The 20302-nt window shown below is 38.3% G+C and carries 21 protein-coding genes and 1 tRNA gene; 14 read left to right on the forward strand and 8 right to left on the reverse strand.

All coding sequences use genetic code 11. From position 1 onward, the window contains the following. Window positions 1-213 precede the first annotated feature (213 nt). The 6 genes from FTV28_RS03595 to FTV28_RS03620 form a co-directional block, all read right to left on the reverse strand. On the reverse strand, window positions 214-822 hold the full coding sequence (locus tag FTV28_RS03595) for a septal ring lytic transglycosylase RlpA family protein (RefSeq protein ID WP_004972798.1): 609 nt from the start codon (window positions 820-822) through the stop codon (window positions 214-216). Window positions 823-1116: 294 nt separating this feature from the next. Further along, window positions 1117-2118, reverse strand: coding sequence for a lytic murein transglycosylase B (gene mltB / locus FTV28_RS03600; protein WP_168418071.1), 1002 nt, complete (start codon window positions 2116-2118; stop codon window positions 1117-1119). Between the two features lie 369 nt (window positions 2119-2487). Further along, window positions 2488-3138: a hypothetical protein gene (locus tag FTV28_RS03605; RefSeq protein ID WP_070152374.1), complete on the reverse strand. Its 651-nt coding sequence runs from the start codon at window positions 3136-3138 to the stop codon at window positions 2488-2490. An 18-nt stretch (window positions 3139-3156) separates the two neighbouring features. Next, complete coding sequence (queF, locus tag FTV28_RS03610) at window positions 3157-3972, reverse strand: NADPH-dependent 7-cyano-7-deazaguanine reductase QueF (RefSeq protein ID WP_179989413.1); 816 nt, start codon at window positions 3970-3972, stop codon at window positions 3157-3159. Further along, window positions 3972-4745, reverse strand: a complete 774-nt coding sequence (locus FTV28_RS03615; RefSeq protein WP_096902393.1) for an ABC transporter permease — start codon at window positions 4743-4745, stop codon at window positions 3972-3974. Before FTV28_RS03615 ends, queF begins: the two co-directional genes overlap by 1 nt. Continuing rightward, entirely contained in the window at window positions 4742-5677 is a 936-nt protein-coding gene (locus FTV28_RS03620; protein WP_154320519.1) for an ABC transporter ATP-binding protein, read from the reverse strand. Before FTV28_RS03620 ends, FTV28_RS03615 begins: the two co-directional genes overlap by 4 nt. A 179-nt stretch (window positions 5678-5856) precedes the next feature. On the opposite strand from FTV28_RS03620, the gene FTV28_RS03625 reads away from it, so the two are divergent. Both FTV28_RS03625 and FTV28_RS03630 read left to right on the forward strand, forming a co-directional pair. Further along, window positions 5857-5932: transfer RNA gene (locus FTV28_RS03625), tRNA-Arg, on the forward strand. 163 nt (window positions 5933-6095) lie between these two features. Next, on the forward strand, window positions 6096-7328 hold the full coding sequence (locus FTV28_RS03630; RefSeq protein WP_179989414.1) for an integrase arm-type DNA-binding domain-containing protein: 1233 nt from the start codon (window positions 6096-6098) through the stop codon (window positions 7326-7328). A gap of 217 nt (window positions 7329-7545) precedes the next feature. Here FTV28_RS03630 and FTV28_RS03635 read toward each other — a convergent pair whose 3' ends face one another. After that, complete coding sequence (locus FTV28_RS03635; protein ID WP_179989415.1) at window positions 7546-8052, reverse strand: hypothetical protein; 507 nt, start codon at window positions 8050-8052, stop codon at window positions 7546-7548. A 521-nt stretch (window positions 8053-8573) separates the two neighbouring features. On the opposite strand from FTV28_RS03635, the gene FTV28_RS03640 reads away from it, so the two are divergent. Next, window positions 8574-9713, forward strand: coding sequence for a tyrosine-type recombinase/integrase (locus tag FTV28_RS03640; RefSeq protein ID WP_179989416.1), 1140 nt, complete (start codon window positions 8574-8576; stop codon window positions 9711-9713). Here FTV28_RS03640 and FTV28_RS03645 read toward each other — a convergent pair. Then, entirely contained in the window at window positions 9707-10606 is a 900-nt protein-coding gene (locus FTV28_RS03645; RefSeq protein ID WP_179989417.1) for a hypothetical protein, read from the reverse strand. The genes FTV28_RS03640 and FTV28_RS03645 overlap by 7 nt on opposite strands. A 361-nt stretch (window positions 10607-10967) precedes the next feature. Between FTV28_RS03645 and FTV28_RS03650 the strand changes: the two genes are divergently transcribed. The 11 genes from FTV28_RS03650 to FTV28_RS03700 all read left to right on the forward strand — a co-directional run bounded on the left by FTV28_RS03650 (window position 10968) and on the right by FTV28_RS03700 (window position 20268). Beyond that, on the forward strand, window positions 10968-11876 hold the full coding sequence (locus tag FTV28_RS03650; protein WP_179989418.1) for an inovirus-type Gp2 protein: 909 nt from the start codon (window positions 10968-10970) through the stop codon (window positions 11874-11876). A 103-nt stretch (window positions 11877-11979) separates the two neighbouring features. Then, entirely contained in the window at window positions 11980-12258 is a 279-nt protein-coding gene (locus tag FTV28_RS03655; protein WP_179989419.1) for a hypothetical protein, read from the forward strand. Window positions 12259-12278: 20 nt separating this feature from the next. Beyond that, entirely contained in the window at window positions 12279-13310 is a 1032-nt protein-coding gene (locus FTV28_RS03660) for a DUF932 domain-containing protein (RefSeq protein ID WP_179989420.1), read from the forward strand. Window positions 13311-13497: 187 nt separating this feature from the next. After that, the gene (locus FTV28_RS03665; RefSeq protein ID WP_179989421.1) at window positions 13498-14556 is read left to right on the forward strand and encodes a YqaJ viral recombinase family protein; all 1059 of its coding nucleotides are present in this window, start codon (window positions 13498-13500) and stop codon (window positions 14554-14556) included. A gap of 194 nt (window positions 14557-14750) precedes the next feature. Beyond that, window positions 14751-15635: a hydrolase or metal-binding protein gene (locus FTV28_RS03670; protein ID WP_179989422.1), complete on the forward strand. Its 885-nt coding sequence runs from the start codon at window positions 14751-14753 to the stop codon at window positions 15633-15635. A 79-nt stretch (window positions 15636-15714) separates the two neighbouring features. Further along, window positions 15715-15945 (forward strand): AlpA family transcriptional regulator, encoded by a 231-nt coding sequence (locus tag FTV28_RS03675; protein ID WP_179989423.1) that lies wholly within the window; start codon window positions 15715-15717, stop codon window positions 15943-15945. A gap of 70 nt (window positions 15946-16015) precedes the next feature. Continuing rightward, the gene (locus FTV28_RS03680; protein WP_179989424.1) at window positions 16016-16600 is read left to right on the forward strand and encodes a bifunctional 2-polyprenyl-6-hydroxyphenol methylase/3-demethylubiquinol 3-O-methyltransferase UbiG; all 585 of its coding nucleotides are present in this window, start codon (window positions 16016-16018) and stop codon (window positions 16598-16600) included. 23 nt (window positions 16601-16623) lie between these two features. Next, the gene (locus FTV28_RS03685) at window positions 16624-17106 is read left to right on the forward strand and encodes a hypothetical protein (RefSeq protein WP_179989425.1); all 483 of its coding nucleotides are present in this window, start codon (window positions 16624-16626) and stop codon (window positions 17104-17106) included. Between the two features lie 114 nt (window positions 17107-17220). Continuing rightward, window positions 17221-18228 (forward strand): HNH endonuclease signature motif containing protein, encoded by a 1008-nt coding sequence (locus FTV28_RS03690; RefSeq protein ID WP_179989466.1) that lies wholly within the window; start codon window positions 17221-17223, stop codon window positions 18226-18228. A gap of 155 nt (window positions 18229-18383) precedes the next feature. Continuing rightward, window positions 18384-18983 (forward strand): restriction endonuclease subunit S, encoded by a 600-nt coding sequence (locus tag FTV28_RS03695; RefSeq protein ID WP_179989427.1) that lies wholly within the window; start codon window positions 18384-18386, stop codon window positions 18981-18983. A gap of 10 nt (window positions 18984-18993) precedes the next feature. Continuing rightward, window positions 18994-20268, forward strand: coding sequence for an N-6 DNA methylase (locus tag FTV28_RS03700; protein WP_179989429.1), 1275 nt, complete (start codon window positions 18994-18996; stop codon window positions 20266-20268). Window positions 20269-20302: the final 34 nt, after the last annotated feature.

Raw genomic sequence — 20302 nt, forward strand, 5'->3', positions numbered from 1 at the left:
GATCATCCGTTGTTATTGTTTGACTGTCTAAAATATAACTGAGAACAGTGAGGCGGTCAAAACAGTATTCATATTTTCAAAATGAAGTGGCAACAAAATTTGTGTGGATCATCTTTGTGCAGACATGCATGGGATGACTGTAAATCTTACAGGCATTAAAAAAGCCACATTGCTGTGGCTTTCAAGTCAAATGTGAAGTCGTGTAAGCGAATCTTAAGAGTTTGGACCGTCAATACGCTCAATGCTTACTTTGGCAGTACCTGCATTGGTGATGCCCAATTGTTTTGCAGCGCCGTAAGAAAGATCAAGTACACGGTTGCCATGGAACGGACCACGGTCATTTACTTTTACAACAACGCTTTTGCCGTTGTTTTTATTGGTCACGCGAATATAACAGTTGAGCGGTAGGCTACGGTGTGCTGCGGTCATTGCATTCATATCGAATGTTTCACCGCTTGCAGTTTTACGACCGTGGAATTGACGACCATACCAAGACGCCATACCTGTTTGGCTAAATTTACGTACAGTATTTGAAGCCACAGTGTTTAACTTCTCAATCACTGAAGGCTCTTCTGCAGGAATTTCAATTTTCGCTGCAATCGTTTGACGACGAATTTGGTCGCCTGAACGTTCGGTGATTGAAAGGCTGTTTAAATTTGAGAAATGTGAATTAAAACTTTGAGCTTCTTTATTGAGTACACGTGCAGCAAGGCTAGATGACTCATTATCATTATTGAATGATGATTGCACCATTTCAGCTTGCGACTGACTTAGGGCAACAGCTGCAGAAAGTGCAAGTAAGTATTTAAGTGAACTATGCATGGTTTGAACTCCTGAAGACAGAATTTTTAACTTATTTCGCTCTTAACTGATTGAAATAGTGGTAATCCTGTCTGTAATTTCACTTTTTTGACTACATTTGACGAAATGGATAATATTCATCCCTTACCAAAGGTGTCTAGTCTTTATACAAAAATAATGACAAAAAGTACCAAAAAACAACTTTGTTTGATTAAAAAATAATCAATATTGTAACAATATATTTAAAAAGATGATTTTGTGATCAAATTGTTAAAAATATTTCTTGACTTTACTTGTTTGGTTTGGGTGTGGGTTTTATCGGCTGGCAATTTCAGTACCGAGTAACCATAACGCAGTTGCATACATACGGCTGCGGTTATAGGTCGTAATCACCTGAAAATTTGGGTAAGTAATATAGTAAATTGGCCCATAATTCTCTTGCAATTGAATGACATTCACCAAATCCAGATCATCTATTTGTACAATAGGATTCAGCGGTGCGATGCCTTGCGATTTTAAGACACCATAAGGTGTAGGTAAGGTTAAATCTTTGGCAATCACGCTGTCAGGATTGTTACCTGTATAACGTGCTGCAAATGCAATGGGTTGATTTCGCTGCCAGCCATGCTGTGCCAAGTAATTTGCAATTGAGCCAATCGCATCTACTGCTGAATTACGAAGGTCGATATGACCGTTGCCATCATAATCGACCCCAAATTTTGGAATGTTGCTTGGCATGAATTGAGGGTAGCCGACGGCACCTGCATAAGAGCCGACCACTGAAGACGTTGGGATGCCATCTTTATATGACCATGCAATGAGTGCAGCAAGTTCATCTTTAAAGTATTCAGCACGACGTTCATAGCCAAAACCTAACGTTGCTAATGCGTCGCGAGTAATAAATGAGCCTTTATTGCTACCAAAGCCTGTTTCTACGCCCAAAATACCTAAGATGATGGCTTGTGGCACACCAAACTGCTGCTCAGCACGATTGAGTGTATCTGCATACTGCTGTTTAAAACGTACACCACGCTGAATAGTGCTTTCTGCAAGGAAATTCGTTTTATAGGCATACCAAGGCTTACTTTCGCCTGGACGGTTCATAATATTGATGATATTGGGTAAATTTTTAGAACCATTCATTGCCCAGTCAACTTGCGCTTCGCTCAAGCCATAAGTTTGCATCGTTTTTTGTTTAAAACTGGCATAAGACGGATGTTGCTGAAAATCATTGGCCTGACAGAAACTGGTGATAGAAAATGCACCGATCAGTAAAGAAACACGTTTTAGTTTGTTATAAAAATCAAGTTTGAACATATTGGGCAAAATTCCAAATTGATGATTTGCACAACTTATTTATATGCAGTAAATAAGTTTGTACTTATATAGAAGAAGAGGTCTTAGATTGACCTTAAAGCGCTAAAGCGAAGTCAGCGGCTAAGATAGCATTCAAGCGCGCTTGCTTTGTAAAAACTTATACAAAAATAGACAAAGAATGTGTAAAAAGCGCGCAGGATTTGTAACAAAATTCAATCTAGGTGCAAAAAGTTATTCTTGATTGTGCAAAAGTTTCAGACATATCCTGATATTGCATTGCATATAAAAATGCCTGATCAAAATCAGGCATTTTGCACTTAACATGCAACAAAAGGGCTTAAAACGCATTATGAGTTAAACCCACTGATATTAATGATGGAATAAGGTGTCGTGATATTCCGCTAAAACCAAGAGTTCCTCTTTGGTTAAATTTGGGATGATTTTATCCACCGCAATATGGACAGCTTTAATTACCGCTGCTGCGCCAATATCTGCTGCTTTACGCTTAATCATGCCCAAATCGAGGGTTTTGTTAAAGTCGCTCATAAAGTGGCGTACCGTCGCTTCTGCAAACTGTTTATATAGTTCGGTTAAAGCAGCTTTGTTCACTTCATTGCCTGCTTGAATTTCGGCATAGTTGTGTTTCAGGTTGGTCACTAAACTTGCATCGAGCGTTTCACCTACACGTGCATTGCCTGCTGCATCTTTAAAGCTACTGCGCTCAGAAAATTCAATCGATTGTTTCACGACATCATTTGGCGCTTTGCTTAATAATTGTTTTAGGAGTACTGCAACGGTAGATTTGACATAGCCCGCAAGTTTTTCGGCAGTGTCGCGTTTATCGCTGGCAGGAAAACGACGTACCAACTCGGTTAAAATGGCATCAATGATTTCTTCATTAATCATTAATGCGGTTTTGTCGCGCAGTGGGTACAGCGGCTCACTTGAATTTTTTTTCTGTTGTGCAGTTTCAATCGTATTTAATAATTCTGCAGATGGAATGAATCCAAAAAATGGCATTGTTCAACCTCAATGTTGTTATTGTCGCGCTAAACGAATAGGGCGAGGCATCCATGTTAAGTCCGATACACGGCAAGGATTAATGTCTAAACCACCACGACGTGTATAGGTTGCATATACCATCAGTTTTTCTGGTGCGAATTTTTGCCAGATGTCTGCAAACATCTGTTCCACACATTGTTCATGGAAACCATTATGCTGACGATAAGAAATAATATAAGCCAAAATACTGCGATAACAAGGTTTTTTGCCTTGATAACGGATAAAAACCGTGCCCCAGTCAGGTTGTCCTGTGACAGGACAATTGCTGCGTAATAAATGTGAGAAAAGTTGTACCTCTAAATCTTCCGCTTGTTCTAAATCGAATTGCAATAAACTTGGGTCAGGATGCTGCTCTAAACGCTCAGGCGTGAGCTGATCAATACAAATACCTTCAGGTTGGCTAATTGCCAAATCATCAACCTGAAATAAAGTTAGCGTAACAGGTGCTTGTGCTGCAGCCGTTAAATCATGCTCAACAGTTTCAATGAAATTGGCTTCAGACTGAAAGCGAGTAAAGTTCATACTATTAAAGTAGAGCTTTAATGATTTTGATTCGATCAGGTTAGGCGATGAAGCAGGTAGTGTAATCCGACCAATCGCAACTTGCGGAATGCCTGCGGCATTCAACCACGAAATTTCAAAAACGTGCCACCAGTCTTGCCCCAGTTGAATTCCCTCAACATCTGCATATTTTTCACGTGCAGCAGCACGTGAAATAGGGAATAAAATATCGGGTTGATATTCTGTAGGATAATTGGTGTCTTTACCAAGGAGAGATTGTTCAACACTCATTATTCACGCATTCCTGAACCACGAGAAAGTAAATGATAGGCAATACCATAAAGCACTGCGCAGCATAGTGTAATCACAGATAATGAAATCGTCACGTTGACATCACTATGTCCTAAAATGCCGTAACGGAAAGCATTAACCATATACACCACAGGGTTAATTAAAGAGAGATTTTGCCAAAAAGGGCTTAAGGCACTAATGGCATAGAATACACCACCTAAATAAGTCAGTGGAGTCAGTACAAAAGTTGGAATAATAGAAATATCATCAAATGATTTGGCATAAACAGCATTAATAAAACCGCCTAATGAAAATAAAAAGGACGTAATTAATACGGTATAAATGGTAACAAACCAATTGGTAATATAAAGGTCGGTAAAGAATAGACTCATGGTGGTGACAATAATACCGACCAATACGCCACGACTAACACCACCCAAAACATAGCCCCATAAAATGGCATGCAAAGGTACAGGGCTCATGATTAGTTCTTCAATGCTTTTCTGGAATTTTGCACTAAAAAAACTTGAAGATACGTTGGCATAGCTGTTGGTAATGACTGCCATCATAATTAAGCCGGGCACAATAAATTGCATATAGCTAAAGCCGCCCATTTCACCAATACGCGAACCGACCAAATTACCAAAAATCACAAAGTACAAACTCATGGTGATGGCTGGCGGGAGCAAGGTTTGAGGCCATATGCGCATAAAACGACGAACTTCTTTATGCACTAAGGTATAGAGTGCAATCCGTAGTTGGGTAAAATTCATTGCGCAGCTCCATCTAAATTCTTTTCGACCATTTTGACAAATAACTCTTCTAGACGGTTGGACTTATTACGCATACTGCGCACGCGAATGCCTTGTGCTTCTAAAAGTTGGAATAAATCATTTAAGGTGTGAGCTTTATCCATAGTGACTTCTAGGGTCACTGCATCAATTAAGTTGAAACGTACACCAATAATATCTAAATGAATGGGTTGAATCGGTTCAGCTAAATCGAAAATAAAAGATTCTTCACTTAACTGGTTTAAGAAGTTTTTCATGGAAGTGTCTTCTTTAATCACACCACGATCAATAATCGCGATACGACGACACAACATTTCGGCTTCTTCTAAATAGTGGGTAGTGAGAATGATTGAGGTGCCTTTATCATTCATCTCTGTTAAAAAATCCCACATTGAACGACGCAGCTCAATATCTACACCTGCAGTGGGTTCATCCAAAATAAGTAGTTTCGGTTCGTGCATCATGGCACGTGCAATCATTAAACGACGCTTCATGCCGCCAGACAGCATTCGCGCTTGAGTGGCACGTTTATCCCACAAACCCAGTTTTTCTAAATATTCTTCGGCACGTTGTTCGGCAATTTTTTTAGGGATACCGTAATAGCCTGCTTGTGTGACCAAAATATCAAACGTCTTTTCAAACTGACCGAAGTTAAATTCTTGCGGCACAACTCCTAAGCACTGCTTGGCTTGAGATGGTTGTGTATCCAGATTGTGCCCAAAAATTTCTACCGTGCCTGCCGTTTTTTTGGTGAGAGAACTGATGATGCTAATGGTTGTAGATTTACCTGCACCATTGGGTCCAAGTAGGGCATAAAACTCGCCTTCAGGAACGGTCAAATTAATTCCTTTCAGTGCTTGGAAACCATTTCGATAGGTCTTTGACACGTCCCTTAACGTCAATGCATCAGTCATGAAATTCTCACTTGAGGAATAGAGCCACTATTGTGAGCGATCTGCGCCAATAAACCAAGTAAGTTAGATGGAATTCTATGTTGCAAGTTTGGAACATTGTTTAAAGCATAAGCATAAAAATACGTAACTTATATATAGTTGCTTTACCTTCAGCAATTTTTTGTTATGATGTGCAGCGCGCGCTCATAGCTCAACTGGATAGAGTACAGGTCTCCGAAGCCTGTGGCGTGGGTTCGAGTCCCGCTGAGCGCACCATTTCACTGTTTTACCTCATCCGAAGAAATACGAAAATCATTAAAAATAAATAGCTTACGTACTTCTCTTGTCCGATATTGTCCGAAGGTGTTTTAGGTTATTTAAGTTTTTTGCGGTAATTTTTGCGGTAATTTCAAAATTATTGCGAAGGCTTACCGTAAAAATGCCAAAAGTAATTGTAAATCTGACAGATACACAGATTCGTTCAGCTGTAAATTCACATAGAAAGTTATCAACCAAGGTTCAAATTAAACTTTCAGATGGTAAAGGACTATTTTTTATTATTAATAAAAATGGCAATTCCTATTGGAGATTGGACTACGCTCGCCCAATCACTAAAAAGCGTAATAGTATTTCTTTGGGCACATACCCAGAGGTATCATTACTAAATGCCCGAGCAAAAAGAACAGAATATCGAGAATTACTTGCTCAAAATATAGATCCAGCAATTCTGAAGAAAAATGATGAAGAGATTAAATCTGGTAAGAACACTTTCGCTTTAATCGCAGATGAATATAGAAAGACAGAGGAGTTAGAGCCTAGTACCCAGAGAAGAAATCAATTTGTTTGGGATAAGTTGTATTGGGCAATTGGTGATAAGCTAATAAGTGACATCACACCTACGCAAATTTTAGAAGTTTGTCGTATTTATGAAAGGCAAGGAAAGACAGATTCAGCAAAGCGTATGAGAAGCAAAGCATCCCAAGTCTTTCGTTATGCGATTGCTTTAGGCTTATGCCAATTTAATGTGGCAGACCAAATCAGTGGGATTTTAAAAGTTGGTAAAACCAAGCATAGATCTGCGGTCACAGATGAGCAGTTGTTAGGACAGTTATTAAGGAATATTTATAATAGTGTTGGTCGGGGTGATATCGCGATAGATTATGCTGTAAAAATTTTACCCCATATTTTTGTACGTCCAGGAGAGTTGAGGGGCGCGAAGTGGGCAGACATTGATTTTGAAAATCGAGTTTGGAAATACACTCCTCCTAAGACGAAGAATCAGACAGCATTACAGCATATTGTTCCTCTGTCAGATCAAGTAATAACCTTATTTAAAGAATTACACCAGATGACAGGTTATACCGAGTATTGCTTTGTATCGATGCGAGATCAGTCTAAAACGATTAGTGAGTCAACTATTAACAAGCGGTTAAAGCAATATGGTTTTGAAAATGGTGAAACGACAGGTCATGGCTTTAGGGCTACAGCCAGAACTTTATTGGATGAGGTATTAAAGTTTCCTATCGAAAGGATTGAACAGCAACTTGCTCATCAGGTTCGTGATATGCATGGCAGAGCATACAACCGTACAAAGTATTTAGAAGAGCGTACAGTGATGATGCAAGCATGGTCTGATTATTTGGATCAATTAATGTATAAAAATGTAGAGTAGTTAATTTAATACATATTAGCGAATTGTAGTTTCAGTTAAGTTGCCGCCACCTCAAATTAATTTTGAGTAGGATTGCTTACAACCTAAATGCAATATCATGTGTTACCTACTATTAAAAAATAGGGGTATTCTTAGCATTTATTATTCACTACCCCGGTAATCCCCACTTTTGCTTATTTGAATAGCTGCATCTTACATTGTAGCTACTCACACTATTCTATTTAATGAAAAAATACCAAATACCATGTGTAATAATAGGGGAAATGAGGAACAAAACCCAAAGCCATGTCAGACCTTTTTTATTAAGAGCATCAATAATCGTGATATACAAACAGAAAATAAAAATAACGTAGAAAATAATTGCAAACCATTTTAAGAAAAAGAACCAAACTCCCAGATCATGTATTCGATCTACCCTCGTTAAATATGAGTGAATGTTGGTACTGAAATGTAATGGTTTATAAAAAATATAGTGAAATACAAGCAATATGTGACTAGTGATAGGCTCAAACTCTGACCATCGTTTAACTGAATCCCATGCAACGTAGCCAGCAGCTCCAAATATGATCAACTCAATTGGGATTGCAGGTTGACCTCCACCATAAGTATATCCTCCAGAATTAGAATCACTATTAGACCTGAAACCATCTTGGTATCTTGCTTGCTGTTTTTTATACTCTATGTTACTAGAAGAACAATTTGCTGAACAATAGGTGTCATTCATACTGACTGATTCGAAATGTCTTCCGCAACCATTACAATAATGAGAATACATAAATTACCCTAAATTTTTTGATATTGAGTTGATTTTAAACTAATGGAAATTGAAAAATAATTGTATTAATTGACAATGTATTTAAATTTATTCCTGACCTAAAATAATAGGTGTCTACTTATAAGGTTAGTCCTTATATATTCATGATAAATTTTCATAAAAAATAATATATAAAAGTATATATTTATATATTTTTTTTAGTGTTTGAATTTTATACTATTAATTATTGTAATGAAATCTATTTAGAGATAAATTTGATATGAGTTCAACTCCCGCCATCTCCACCAAAATTCCATTCAGAGATGTTCGACTGAATATAAAAAAGCCTTTAAACTCAATGTTTAAGGGCTTTTTTATTGGTTGTATCGTCCGATCGTGTCCTAAGCTGTGTGACCCAATTTTTGCCTTCAGTGGGTAATTATTGGGAAAATTTACCCAATAATTTTACGATTGATAAAGGGTAAATACACATGAAACTCACCGATACCGAATGTAGAAAAGCGACACCAAAAGAAAAACGATATCGTCTGTCAGATGAGAATGGTCTTTCACTTCTTGTGACGCCAGCAGGACAAAAATACTGGAATGTACGTTATACCGTTCATGGTGAACGTAAATCAGAGTCGCTTGGTCCATATCCTGATATGAGTTTGAAGAAAGCTAGGGAGCTTGCAATTGAACTCAAATACAAACATTCCAAGTCCGTCTTATACGAAGACATTAAGCCGTTTTTTAAAGAAGTGGCTGAGGACTGGTTTGAGAATCAAAGAGAAAGTTGGTCATCTAAGCATATTAGTAACGTACGAGCGTCTTTAGATGAGCTCTACACTACGCTTGCCAATAAACGAATCAATCAGATTCAAGCACCAGATATCTTGCAGATCATCAAGAAGATTGAGGCAAGAGGATCTACAGAAGTTGCTAAACGCACGTTATCCCGTTGTGGCATGGTGATGAAGTATGCCATTGCACATGGCTATCGATACGACAATCCTGCAAGTGATTTGGTTTATGCACTTAAGAATAAAAAAGTGAAGAATTTGGCTTCACTACCTGAAAGTGAAATGCCTGAATTTCTTAGACGTATTAAAGCTTATCCTGCCGATGCGCAAACGCACCATGCGATTATTCTGATCATGCTTACAGGCGTTCGAGTAAGTGAGTTACTGCAAGCACGTTGGGATGAGTTTGACCTAGAGGGGCGTAAGTGGGATATCCCAGCTGAGCGGATGAAAAATGGTTTACCCCATCGTGTACCCCTAACAAACATGATGATCGATGAACTTGAGGCTCTACGCTTAACACATAACCAAGATTTATTGTTTCCACATCGTTTGAATAATAAAGAGCCCATGCGTAGCGAATCAATTTTGGCCGTAATTAAGCGGTCAGGTTATTCAGGTCGAATGACAACACATGGTTTTAGATCACTTTTCAGTACGGTCTTGAATGAGTCAAATTTATTTAATCCTGATGCCATTGAACGCCAGCTTGCACATGTACCACAGAACCGTATTCGCTCTGCATATAACCGAGCACAGTATTGGGATGAGCGTGTAAAGATCATGGAATGGTATGGGGAGAAGGCGAAGGAATGGATGGCTCAATAAAGAGCCTTCCCTTTCTTATCACGCATTTCATTATCATATGCCTTATTAATCAATATTTCTAAAACTTCGTTTTCAGAAATATTTTTGAACACTGCTAACTCTTCTAAAAGTTTTTTTGTATTGGCTCTTAAAGGCAAATGATATTTATTTTTAGGATTATCTTTATTTTTTATTCTAAAAACTTTTTGCTGCCATGATTTTTTAAGTTGGTTTATTTCAATACAATATCTTTGTAGGTCATCAATATAGATAAAGTCCCAATATCCTAAAAATTTTTCAAGTTTTTCATTAGTATTGGTAGGTGTGAAATTTGGTAAAGTAAATATGTGTTTATTTCTTTCCGTATATTTTAAAGCCCAATCTATAAATTCAGGATTATCTATATATTTGCTTAGAAATGATACCGGATTATCCTCGTTTTTTAGTAGTTTTAAATAATATCTTAGATCATCAGTTTTTAGACGGTAACTTTTTAATTCAATATGGATTAAGTAAAGAAGAGATAAATAACCATTTCTGAAATTATATCTTCTATGTATTAAGTCTTTATATTTATTTTTAAAGTCATTAATAATTAGCCAACATAATCTACTATCTTTCTCTAAAAATCTTAGATCTTCATTAGGAATATAATTAATTTTATACTTATAACATTTTTGTAAGAAAGTGCTTATTTCTTCTGGATTAGATTTTTCAAACTCATTTTCTAAATAAGTAGCTATTGCTTCAAAACTATGCCTTTCATTAAGTAGGTTTACAAATTCTATTTTGCTCTCTCTTTTTTCATTAGCCCAAGAATATGCTGTCCAAATCAAAGACTCATTTTTAAAATCTTTAAAGAATTGTTTAGCTAACTGATAATTCGGGTGTGTTTCATTAATTGTTTTTAACATAGCGTTTACATGGGTATTTTAGTAGTAATTATAGTAGTATTTTAAATAGTATTTATCAATACTTAAATTTTGTAGATATCTTGATGCACCTTGCTCTCAGATGTCATTAGCAGATGAAATACCTTAAAAGCTTAATTCTAGCTTTTTCAGAGGAAAAAATATGCATCAGATTATAAGTGAAACACGTACAACCTATTCCTCGCGCTGAAGGTGGCCACTGTGCTACAGATGAAAATTAGACTATCTAAAGCTTTGGTTATTAATCTTATCTTTTATTAAGTAACACCTGATTGAGAAGTAAACGTATACATATACTGAATTACCTATCTCTTATGTAACTATCACACACATAGGTTCAAACATGAGAGCTTCAATTAATCATGCACAACTTACACTTGATATTGAGAACTTCTTAAAATGTCTAAAAAGAAGAAGTAGGGAATGGGATAAATTCTATTCACAGCTTACTAATCTGTTATTAGGCTTTGATGATATTTATGATCCTGATGAGGAATACACAGGTTATCTTAAATTCTTTGTAATTCTGAGATATGACTTACAGAGAATAGATTCCGATTATTTTGATCTTATGGATGAGCTAAAGATAATTGGGTATAGAGAGATGAGGGCGTGGTTTTTAGATTTATCTGAGGATTTTGAAAAAGATTATAAGATGATCGAAAAACAGAAAGATGAAAATAAAATTGAAGTGCAGGAATATTGTAGATCAATACTTAATAAATGCAGTCGAATATTAGTTGCTCGTGTAGACTTGGGTTATTTACAAGAAAATTCTAGTCGCATCAGAGTTGAAGATATTTATAATGATTTGGATATACTGCTTAATCGTATCCAAAATAAAGATGGCATATTTAAACACGTGATCGGATATATATGGGGAGTGGAGCAAGGCGGTAAAAGTAAAGGTTTTCACTGTCACTTAGCAATCATTTATGATAATGCCTATCGTGATGGAAGCGCAGCATATTGGGGGGATGAAATAATCGCGCTATGGAAGGATATTACTAGAGGTTATGGTCAAGGATATAATTGCTGGAACCGTGAACGTGTAGCGAAACTTAGAAGAGAGAATAAGCTGGGGATCGGTGTGATCTATCGTCGTGATTCAACCCAAGTGACAAATTTCATTGAGGCAATGGAATACCTTACTGATCATCACAAACGTACTCTTCAATACTTACGTGTAAAGCCAAAAGGACGAAGAGTATTTGGTAAAGGTCAGTTAAGAGTGCCGTATGATCGACGCTAAATGAAAATAATCTCAGATATACATTATCTAGATGAAAACAAGTTTTTTAACTTTGCAAGGCTTGCCCATCGGTGAGCCTTTGTCATTTCTAGAGGTATATATTATGAGTTTAAATTGTCCTTATTGTTTTTCGGATCAGGTTATTCAAGTGGTTAATCAGCAGGTGAGTGGATCTGAGTCTACAGGTCTAGCAGCATCTGCATCGTTCGCCACTATTGGTGCATCCATTTCAAAGGGTTTACCTTTGCCTGTATCACCACTGCTTGGCGGGCTTGCAGGTGCAGTCATTGGTGGCTTATTTAGTAGTGTGTTTGATGAGCCTAAAAAGCCGATCACTATGACCTATTACCATTGTAACCACTGTCAGCAGAACTTCCGTTAGTAACCTAGGAGATCAGAACGATGGCACATCAAATCGAACAAATTGCCTATGTTGGCGAAACCCCTTGGCATGGTCTCGGTAATCAGCTAAGTCCGAATCAACCACTGGAAGTATGGGCACAGCAAGCTGGGATGGACTGGCGGATAGAATCCTCGAACGTCAGCTATATGGCACAGAATGAACGTGGTCAGAGCATTATCATGCCATTTGAAGAACAGCGTGTCTTGTATCGCTCAGATACACATGCGCCTTTATCTGTAGTCAGTCAGCGTTATCAGGAAGTTCAACCAATGGAGATTCTGGAGTTCTACCGGGATTTGACTGAGCAATCTGGTTTTGAACTGGAAACCGCAGGGGTTTTGAAAGGTGGTAAGAAGTTCTGGGCTTTGGCACGTACCGGGCAAAGCACCGCGTTAAAGTCCAAAGATGTCAGTAATGGTTATATTCTGCTGGCTACTGCGTGTGACGGCACGTTGGCAACGACAGCACAATTCACAAGTATCCGGGTGGTCTGTAACAACACGTTAGCGATTGCTCTACGTGGGCAGAGCAGTAGTGCTGGTGTAGTGAAGGTTCCACATAGCACCAAGTTTGATGCAGAGAAAGTGAAGCAGCAATTAGGTATTTCAGTGCGTGCATGGGATGAGCACATGTATGAGATGAAACAGCTCACACAGCGTAAGGTGAGTCAACAGGAAGCCAAGGCTTACTTTGATGCCGTGTTTAATAATAGCACCATGTCAATTTCCGATCCTGAAGAAAACATTATTCAGTTCTATCGTAATGTCGCGCAGCAAGCTCAGGAGAAAAAGCCTGAACCCAATGGTCGTGCCATGAATAAAGCCTTGGACATGTTCAATGGTCAAGGTCGTGGTGCCGAATTGTCATCAGCTAAAGATACGGCTTATGGTTTACTGTGTTCGATTACAGAATTTGTGGATCATGAACGACGTGCCATGAGTACAGATCACCGTCTTGATTCAGCATGGTTTGGTGCAGGCGCAGGTCTTAAGCAACGTGGACTGGAACAGGCTTTATCTTTGATAGCCTAAGCTCAGGTAAACCTTAACCCCGCAAGTCTCAACAATCGCTGAATACAGCACACACGTAACTCGCTTCTCTCAACTTACAATCAACAATCTGAATCAACATGCATATCGCCATACCCGACCTCGTGTCGGGTATGGCTTTTTTATGCGTTTCTTTTTTACAAAAACTGAAATTTATAAGGATAAAACTATGAATCAAATCACACCGATATCAAATCAGCCTATACAGGCAGGTGTTCAAACAGCATTAAACCCATTAACCGCAACCAAGCGAGCAAGTTCTGCAAAACGCTTGGTCAGCACCAAAGATATGGCGTATCAAGATTGGCTTGAAGTCCGTAAACAAGGCATTGGCAGTAGTGATGCAGCAACGGCGTGTGGCTTAAACCCATACATGTCGATGCTAGAACTGTGGCTAATCAAAACAGGTCGTCAAGCTCAGTCTATTGAAGATGAAAGCACAGGTGTTGCACCACTGTATTGGGGAAAGCAGCTTGAACCATTAGTCGCTGAATATTACCGCATGCATACCAACAATAAGGTCCGTCGGGTTAATGCCGTGTTACAGCACCCTGATCCTGATAAGTATTTCATGTTGGCAAACTTAGATTACTCCGTTGTTGGAAGTGATGAAGTTCAAATCCTCGAATGTAAAACAGCAGGGGAGCATGGTGCGAAGCTGTGGCGTGATGGTGTGCCACTCTATGTACTTTGTCAGGTACAGCACCAATTAGCGGTGACAGGAAAACAGGCAGCCCATGTGTGTGTATTGCTTTGTGGGCATGAAACTAAAATCTTTAAAGTGACTCGTTCTGAATCTGTAATTGAACACATCATCAATGCAGAACGTTACTTCTGGGAATGTGTGGAAAAGGATACACCGCCTTCAGTAGATGCAAGTGAATCGGCTGCCAAAGCCATTCAGCAGTTGTATCCAATTCATGTGCCACTCACAGTTGAAGATTTATCGCAGAATGAAACAGCCAATCTCATGTTCGATAAGCTGATTAAACTGAAGGAGGAAATTCAGCATAAGCAAGAACGCTTCGATCAACTCAAGCATCAAATCCAAATGTTGATGAAGGATGCAGAGCGTGCCACGTTTAGTCCGGGTTCGGTGGTTTGGAAGAAAGCCAATGACAGTATCAGCTTAGATACTAAAGCTCTACTCAAACATCAGCCTGATCTCATTGAACAATATCCACTAAAAAGACAGGGCAGTCGTCGCTTCAATATCTATACCGATTAAGCCCATTTTATTCACCTCATCAAAAATGCACAAAAATCGCTCCCCGCTCTCTACATCATGTGTAGAGAGCAAATCGGTCGCGATCTTTGTAGCTAAAACTCAGCTTTTTAACATTTGGGTAACTTATTTGGTCCGTGTTCTGACCTACATAGAAGCACCCAAATCTGTAAGGAATTAAATATAGGAGTATCACCATGATCAAAGGTCTAGCGATCACACCGCCTACACTTGGACGTATCAGTATTGGTCGAGTCGTGGAAAAGAATGGCAAACGTCTACCTGAAAAAGATGACCAATTCACTATTACCTCACAAATTCAAAATAAAGATGGATGGGTTAAACATCCCTTAGATGAACAGCTTCGAGCCAATGCACCGAATCAGAAACTCCGCTCGATCCCTGTCAGGATGATCTTTAATGATCCTGATTTGAATTTACGGGCAGAGTACACCTTATTTGATCGTCAGACTGGACGACCTATCTGTGTAGGAGATGGTCAAACTTGTCAGCGTTTAACCAACCAAGGCGTTGAACAGCACCCTTGTCCTTCACCTGATTTGTGTCCATTAGCTCAGGGCGGGCATTGCAAGCCCTATGGACGTTTGCACGTGAACTTAGATGAGTCGGATGAATTTGGCACATTCATTTTTAGAACCACAGGCTTTAACAGTATTCGGACTTTGGCAGCTCGTTTGAGCTATTACCATGCAGCATCGAATGGTTTGCTTTCGTGCTTGCCACTGCAACTGACATTACGAGGTAAAAGTACGACTCAAAGCTATCGTCAGCCTGTGTATTACGTGGATTTAACATTAAGAGAGGGTGTGGATTTACAGTCTGCGATTCACACCGCACGTGAAATTGATCAGCAAAGTAAGCAGGCAGGATTTAATCAAGAGGCGCTTGATCAGATGGCACGACAGGGCTTTGCTAATGCGAAGTTTGAAATGGATCTAGAGGAAGGATTGGATGTAGTAGAGGAGTTTTATCAGACAGAGGAGCAACAGCAGTCAGTTGTTCAAAATGAGTCTTTTAATATTCAACAGGGTTTAAAAGGCTCAGTGACTGCGTTGAATTGAATCGGACAGTGTAAAACCTTACGAGATTGCCGTATCTCATGAGCGAGTTGCTCGACATCATGAGATCGGAGTAAACACCATGAGTACATTTGTAGGACAAACATTCCAAATGAACCAACTGATTAGTATCAAGCAGGTCGTAGAGCTAGTTGGTGTTGGACGTTCCACCATCTATGAAATGATGGATGAGAATTCACCTTACTACGATCCGACTTTCCCAAAGAAAGTCAAAATCACCCAAAACCGTATCGGTTGGTCAGCTTATGAGATCCATCAATGGATTGAAAGTAAGTTAGCGGAACGAGAATAAGGGTAGCATCAGCTCCCTTATTTTTTTGTTTTCTTGTAGACTGAAGAAAACTTTAGCCTAAGTGTTATTAATGAAAACAATTGACTACTACAATAAAAATGCCGAAGAATTTAGCCAAGCTACATTACATGTCGATATGGCAAGTCTATATCAGCCATTCTTAGCAGAATTACCTGAAGTTGCTCATATCCTTGATGTTGGGTGTGGCACAGGACGTGATACTTTGGCCTTTATAAATAAAGGCCATAAAGTTGATGCAATTGATTACTCAGACGAATTAGTCAAAAAAGCAAAAGCATTGACAGGAATGGATGTACAACTCCAAAGCTTCTATGAGCTTAATGACGTTGAAAGATACGATGGAATATGGGCATGCGCATCTCTATTACATTGTCAGCGTGATCGATTAGCTGAAGTCATTGGAAAGTTATTAGAAGCACTTAAACCAATGGGCGTACTGTATATGTCTTTTAAATATGGCAACACAGATCGAGAAAAAGAGGGACGGCAATTCACGGATCTAGATGAGACTCAGGCCAAGGCACTACTTAATACACTGCACAATGTTGAACAGGTTCAGCAATGGATTACGCTTGATCAACGACCTGATCGGCAAGAAAAATGGCTCAATCTTCTTTGGAAAAAGATTGCCTAAACCATCTCTAGGGATAATGAATCATGTCAGAATATTGGTTAAGACCTTGGGTTGATTCATCGGCTTATGGGTGTGGCACAGTCGGGTTAAAGCGAGATGTAGAAAGTTACCAGATCATACCGTCTACAGGAAAAAAGACAGAGATGATCCGAGGGATGTATATTCAATATCCCGAAAGTATCTTTGCAGTATTTGTAGATGAAAATGAACAGCTGTGCGTTTTACTCAAAGATACCGTTATATCGTTAGCTGATATAAAAGCAATGCAGCTGGATATTAGATTAAGTAGACGGCAACTTATATTACACCTGCATGATGATCGTTTGATTCAATACAGATATCTCAGTATTTTTCGTTTGTTGCTTACACCTACAATCTTACTCGATATGATGTTTCTAGATATGTGGGAGCTGAATTTTGAATTACCGAGTTGGGTAGAGAGCAGTTTTCACAGAGGTGATGAGGGAATAAGCTTTATGAAAGAAGTCTGTTTGCGTCATCAGTAGACATGTTTTTTAAACATAAAAAGGCAAAATCGACTAACAAATATTTGCTGAATGTTAAGAACTTCAATAAACGTTTATGAGCAGTATTCAAATAAGGCAGGATGTTGAACATTGATAAAAATGCATGTACCTACTGCGCAAGAACAACTTAAGTTCCTTAAAAATATTCAGCTAATTTTACAATCAGGTAGTTTTAGCAGTACCTACAAGTTTGCCTTACTAATAAGCCTGAGCCGATTGGCGATCGAAAAAGGTGAGGATACAGGTGGGAGCTTATCACTTGAATATACCGATATCGCTGAGAAATTTATTGAGCTGTATTGGAAGCAAGCGGTGCCATATGTGTTTAATGATGAAGGGCAACTGATCTTAAATCAGAACAATGGTAAGCAAGCAGCGATTGTAAATCGGATTATTGAACTTCGGCAGAGTTACTCATCTCTTGGTCTATTAAGACGAGACTCATTGGTATGGTTAAAGCTAGTAAAGGATGTTGCTCGCACTGTTAAAGACATGCCAGTACGTTACCTACAAAACATCAATGGTCAAAATTTTGAGTTTTTATATCAGCTAGATCAGTGTAGGAAACAACTTATTCTTTTATCTCAAGTGATGTACTGCCTACGTCAATTCAGTGAGATCATTGAAGAACTTTGTCAGAAACGTTGGATTGATTACATCAGGAAGAACAGTAGTAATGCACCCATTCTGAATAGATTGCCGAATCTCGAGCAATTCATGTTTGAGCCAAGTCGGAACCAATTAAGTGCAGTGGCAAATGTACTGGTTGAGCTACAAGACTGTAAATGTTTCTACTGTAATAAGCCGATGAGAAAAGGCAATTATGCAGTTGATCATTTTATCCCTTGGTCAATGTATCCATCGGACACCGGGCATAACTTTGTATTAGCAGATTCAAGCTGTAATTCTAAGAAAAGTAATTTACTTGCATCAGATGAGTTTTTGCATAAGTGGAAAGAACGAAATGAAGAACAGGATCTGATCATTGTTGATCGAATCTCTGTGCTTGGTTTTTTAACTGATAAAGAACGTTCGCATAAGGTGGCTGAGTGGGCTTATGCTCAGGGGAAAGAAAATAACTACGGTATCTGGAATATTTAAATTATAAAAAAATCAAATGATTAAGAATATTTACTAACATTTATTAAAAATATTATTCAAAGTACGATTGACATCGTATCAAAAACGAGATAAATTTTAACCATAAAGTTTTAATCGTAAATGAGATACGATTAGAGGCGTACTTGGAGGTGTGTATGAGTAATAAGAAGAAGTTAATAGATATAGCATCTATTCAATCAGGATTAAGTGCTGCAAATCAGCGAGAGATGTCAGAGCCAGAAACAGGCTTTATTGAAGTTGTTTGCTTAACTGGAAATAACCTATTGGAAAATGGGCTAGTGAAATTGACAGACGGTGAGCTGAAAAAAGTTTATGTCGAGCAAAGTCGTTTGGAAGGTCATATCTTGCAGGATCGAGACATTCTACTTATGGCACGAGGAACCAACTTTCGGGCAGCTCTATTGACAGAATATGACTTGAATGTTCCTAGCATTGCATCTCCGAATGTATTTGTGATTCGTTGTGGAGAGAAGATATTACCTGAAGTGATAGTGAGCTTTGTTAATAGTGGTCATGGGCAGGCATTGATGGACGAGATTGCAATTGGATCGACTGTACGTAGCTTATCTATTGCAGGTCTTAAAAATTTAGAGATCTCTGTTCCTGAGATAGAGCATCAAAAATTAATCAGTTCTATTTTTTATGCAAATATTGAGGCTTTAACTCTACTAGATAAGCTTAAAGCGCAACAGCTTATTACTGTTGAAGCTAGTTTACAGCAATTGATGGTATGAGGGTTCAATCATGAAAACGAATCAATTTGATTTAAAAGCACGCATTAAAAAAAGCTTGGATGCATTGCATCTGTTCCAAAAAGCTGAATATGCTTCTGAATTGCTTACGCTTGCAGCTTATATTTCTTTTATTGATATTGAATTTGCTCAATCTATTGAAAAGCTCAGCAAGGCAAAAGTGAAAGAAGAGTTACTGAAATTTCTAAATAAATCTGACTTAAAGTTTGTGAATCACTTAGTCTCAGATAAAGTTGAAGAGGTTGAATTTTCTATCTTAACTCGAGCATTTATTGAAGCCTCTTCTGCTTATGATAATAAGCAAGAATATGGCAAGGCGCTTGCTCAGGAGTTGCCAACCTTATTGTCTAATGAATTTTATTATGAGTTTTTTACGAGTAATGAAAATTTAGCAAACCTCGTTTCAGCTATTCTTGATGGTCAACCTATCAAGCGTTTTTATGATGGGGCGTGTGGTATAGGCTTAGTTGCATCGCAGGTAAATGCTGAAGAGTATTATCTACGAGATATTAATCAGTTACCGATTGCTATTGTAGAAGTGATCTTTAAATTGGTAGGTAAAAAACTGGATTGCCAACTCCAAGATTCCTTAACTGAAAATGAGTTGTCTCATGCGGTTGATTTAGTTATTACTACACCGCCATTTGGGGGGAAAATTAATCCAAATGCAATTAAGACTACTCCGTATTTAAGACAACTATTTAAAGCAATGCCAACGAGTGCTTCTGATAGTGCATGGATTCAGCAAGCTTTATATCAGTTAAATGATACGGGTAAAGCGTTTATCCAAATTCCATCTGGGTGGTTGTTCCGCGGGGGGTATGATCTCGCTTTGAGAACAGAGCTTTTAGAAAATGATTGGATTGACACGATTATTTTGTTACCTAAGGGATTTATGCAACATACCAAAATTGAAACAGTTTTGTTGGTGTTGAATAAGGGCGAAAAACAACATGATGGGATCAAACTGATCGATATCAGTGACCATGTCAAACAGCGTGCCGTTTTACGTTCTGTTCTATCAGAAGAGTCGATTAAACATATTGCGTCAGTTTTTAATGGGCAAGATGATCCTGAGATTTGTAAGATCGTGACGGTAGATGAAGTTCGCTCAAAAGATATGAATTTGAGTTTTAATAAATATTTTATTAATGAGATTAAAGTCCAGAAGTTTAATTTAGATAAAGAAAAGTCAAAACTGCTATCTTTATCAAACGAGCTCAATCACTCACAAAATAGACTAAAGCAACTTTTAGATATGGTTTAATTTGCGGTTTTTTCAAAAAAAGGCTCCCATTTAG

The organism is Acinetobacter sp. YH12252 (genome assembly GCF_013417365.1).
GTDB classification, from domain to species: Bacteria; Pseudomonadota; Gammaproteobacteria; order Pseudomonadales; family Moraxellaceae; genus Acinetobacter; species Acinetobacter towneri.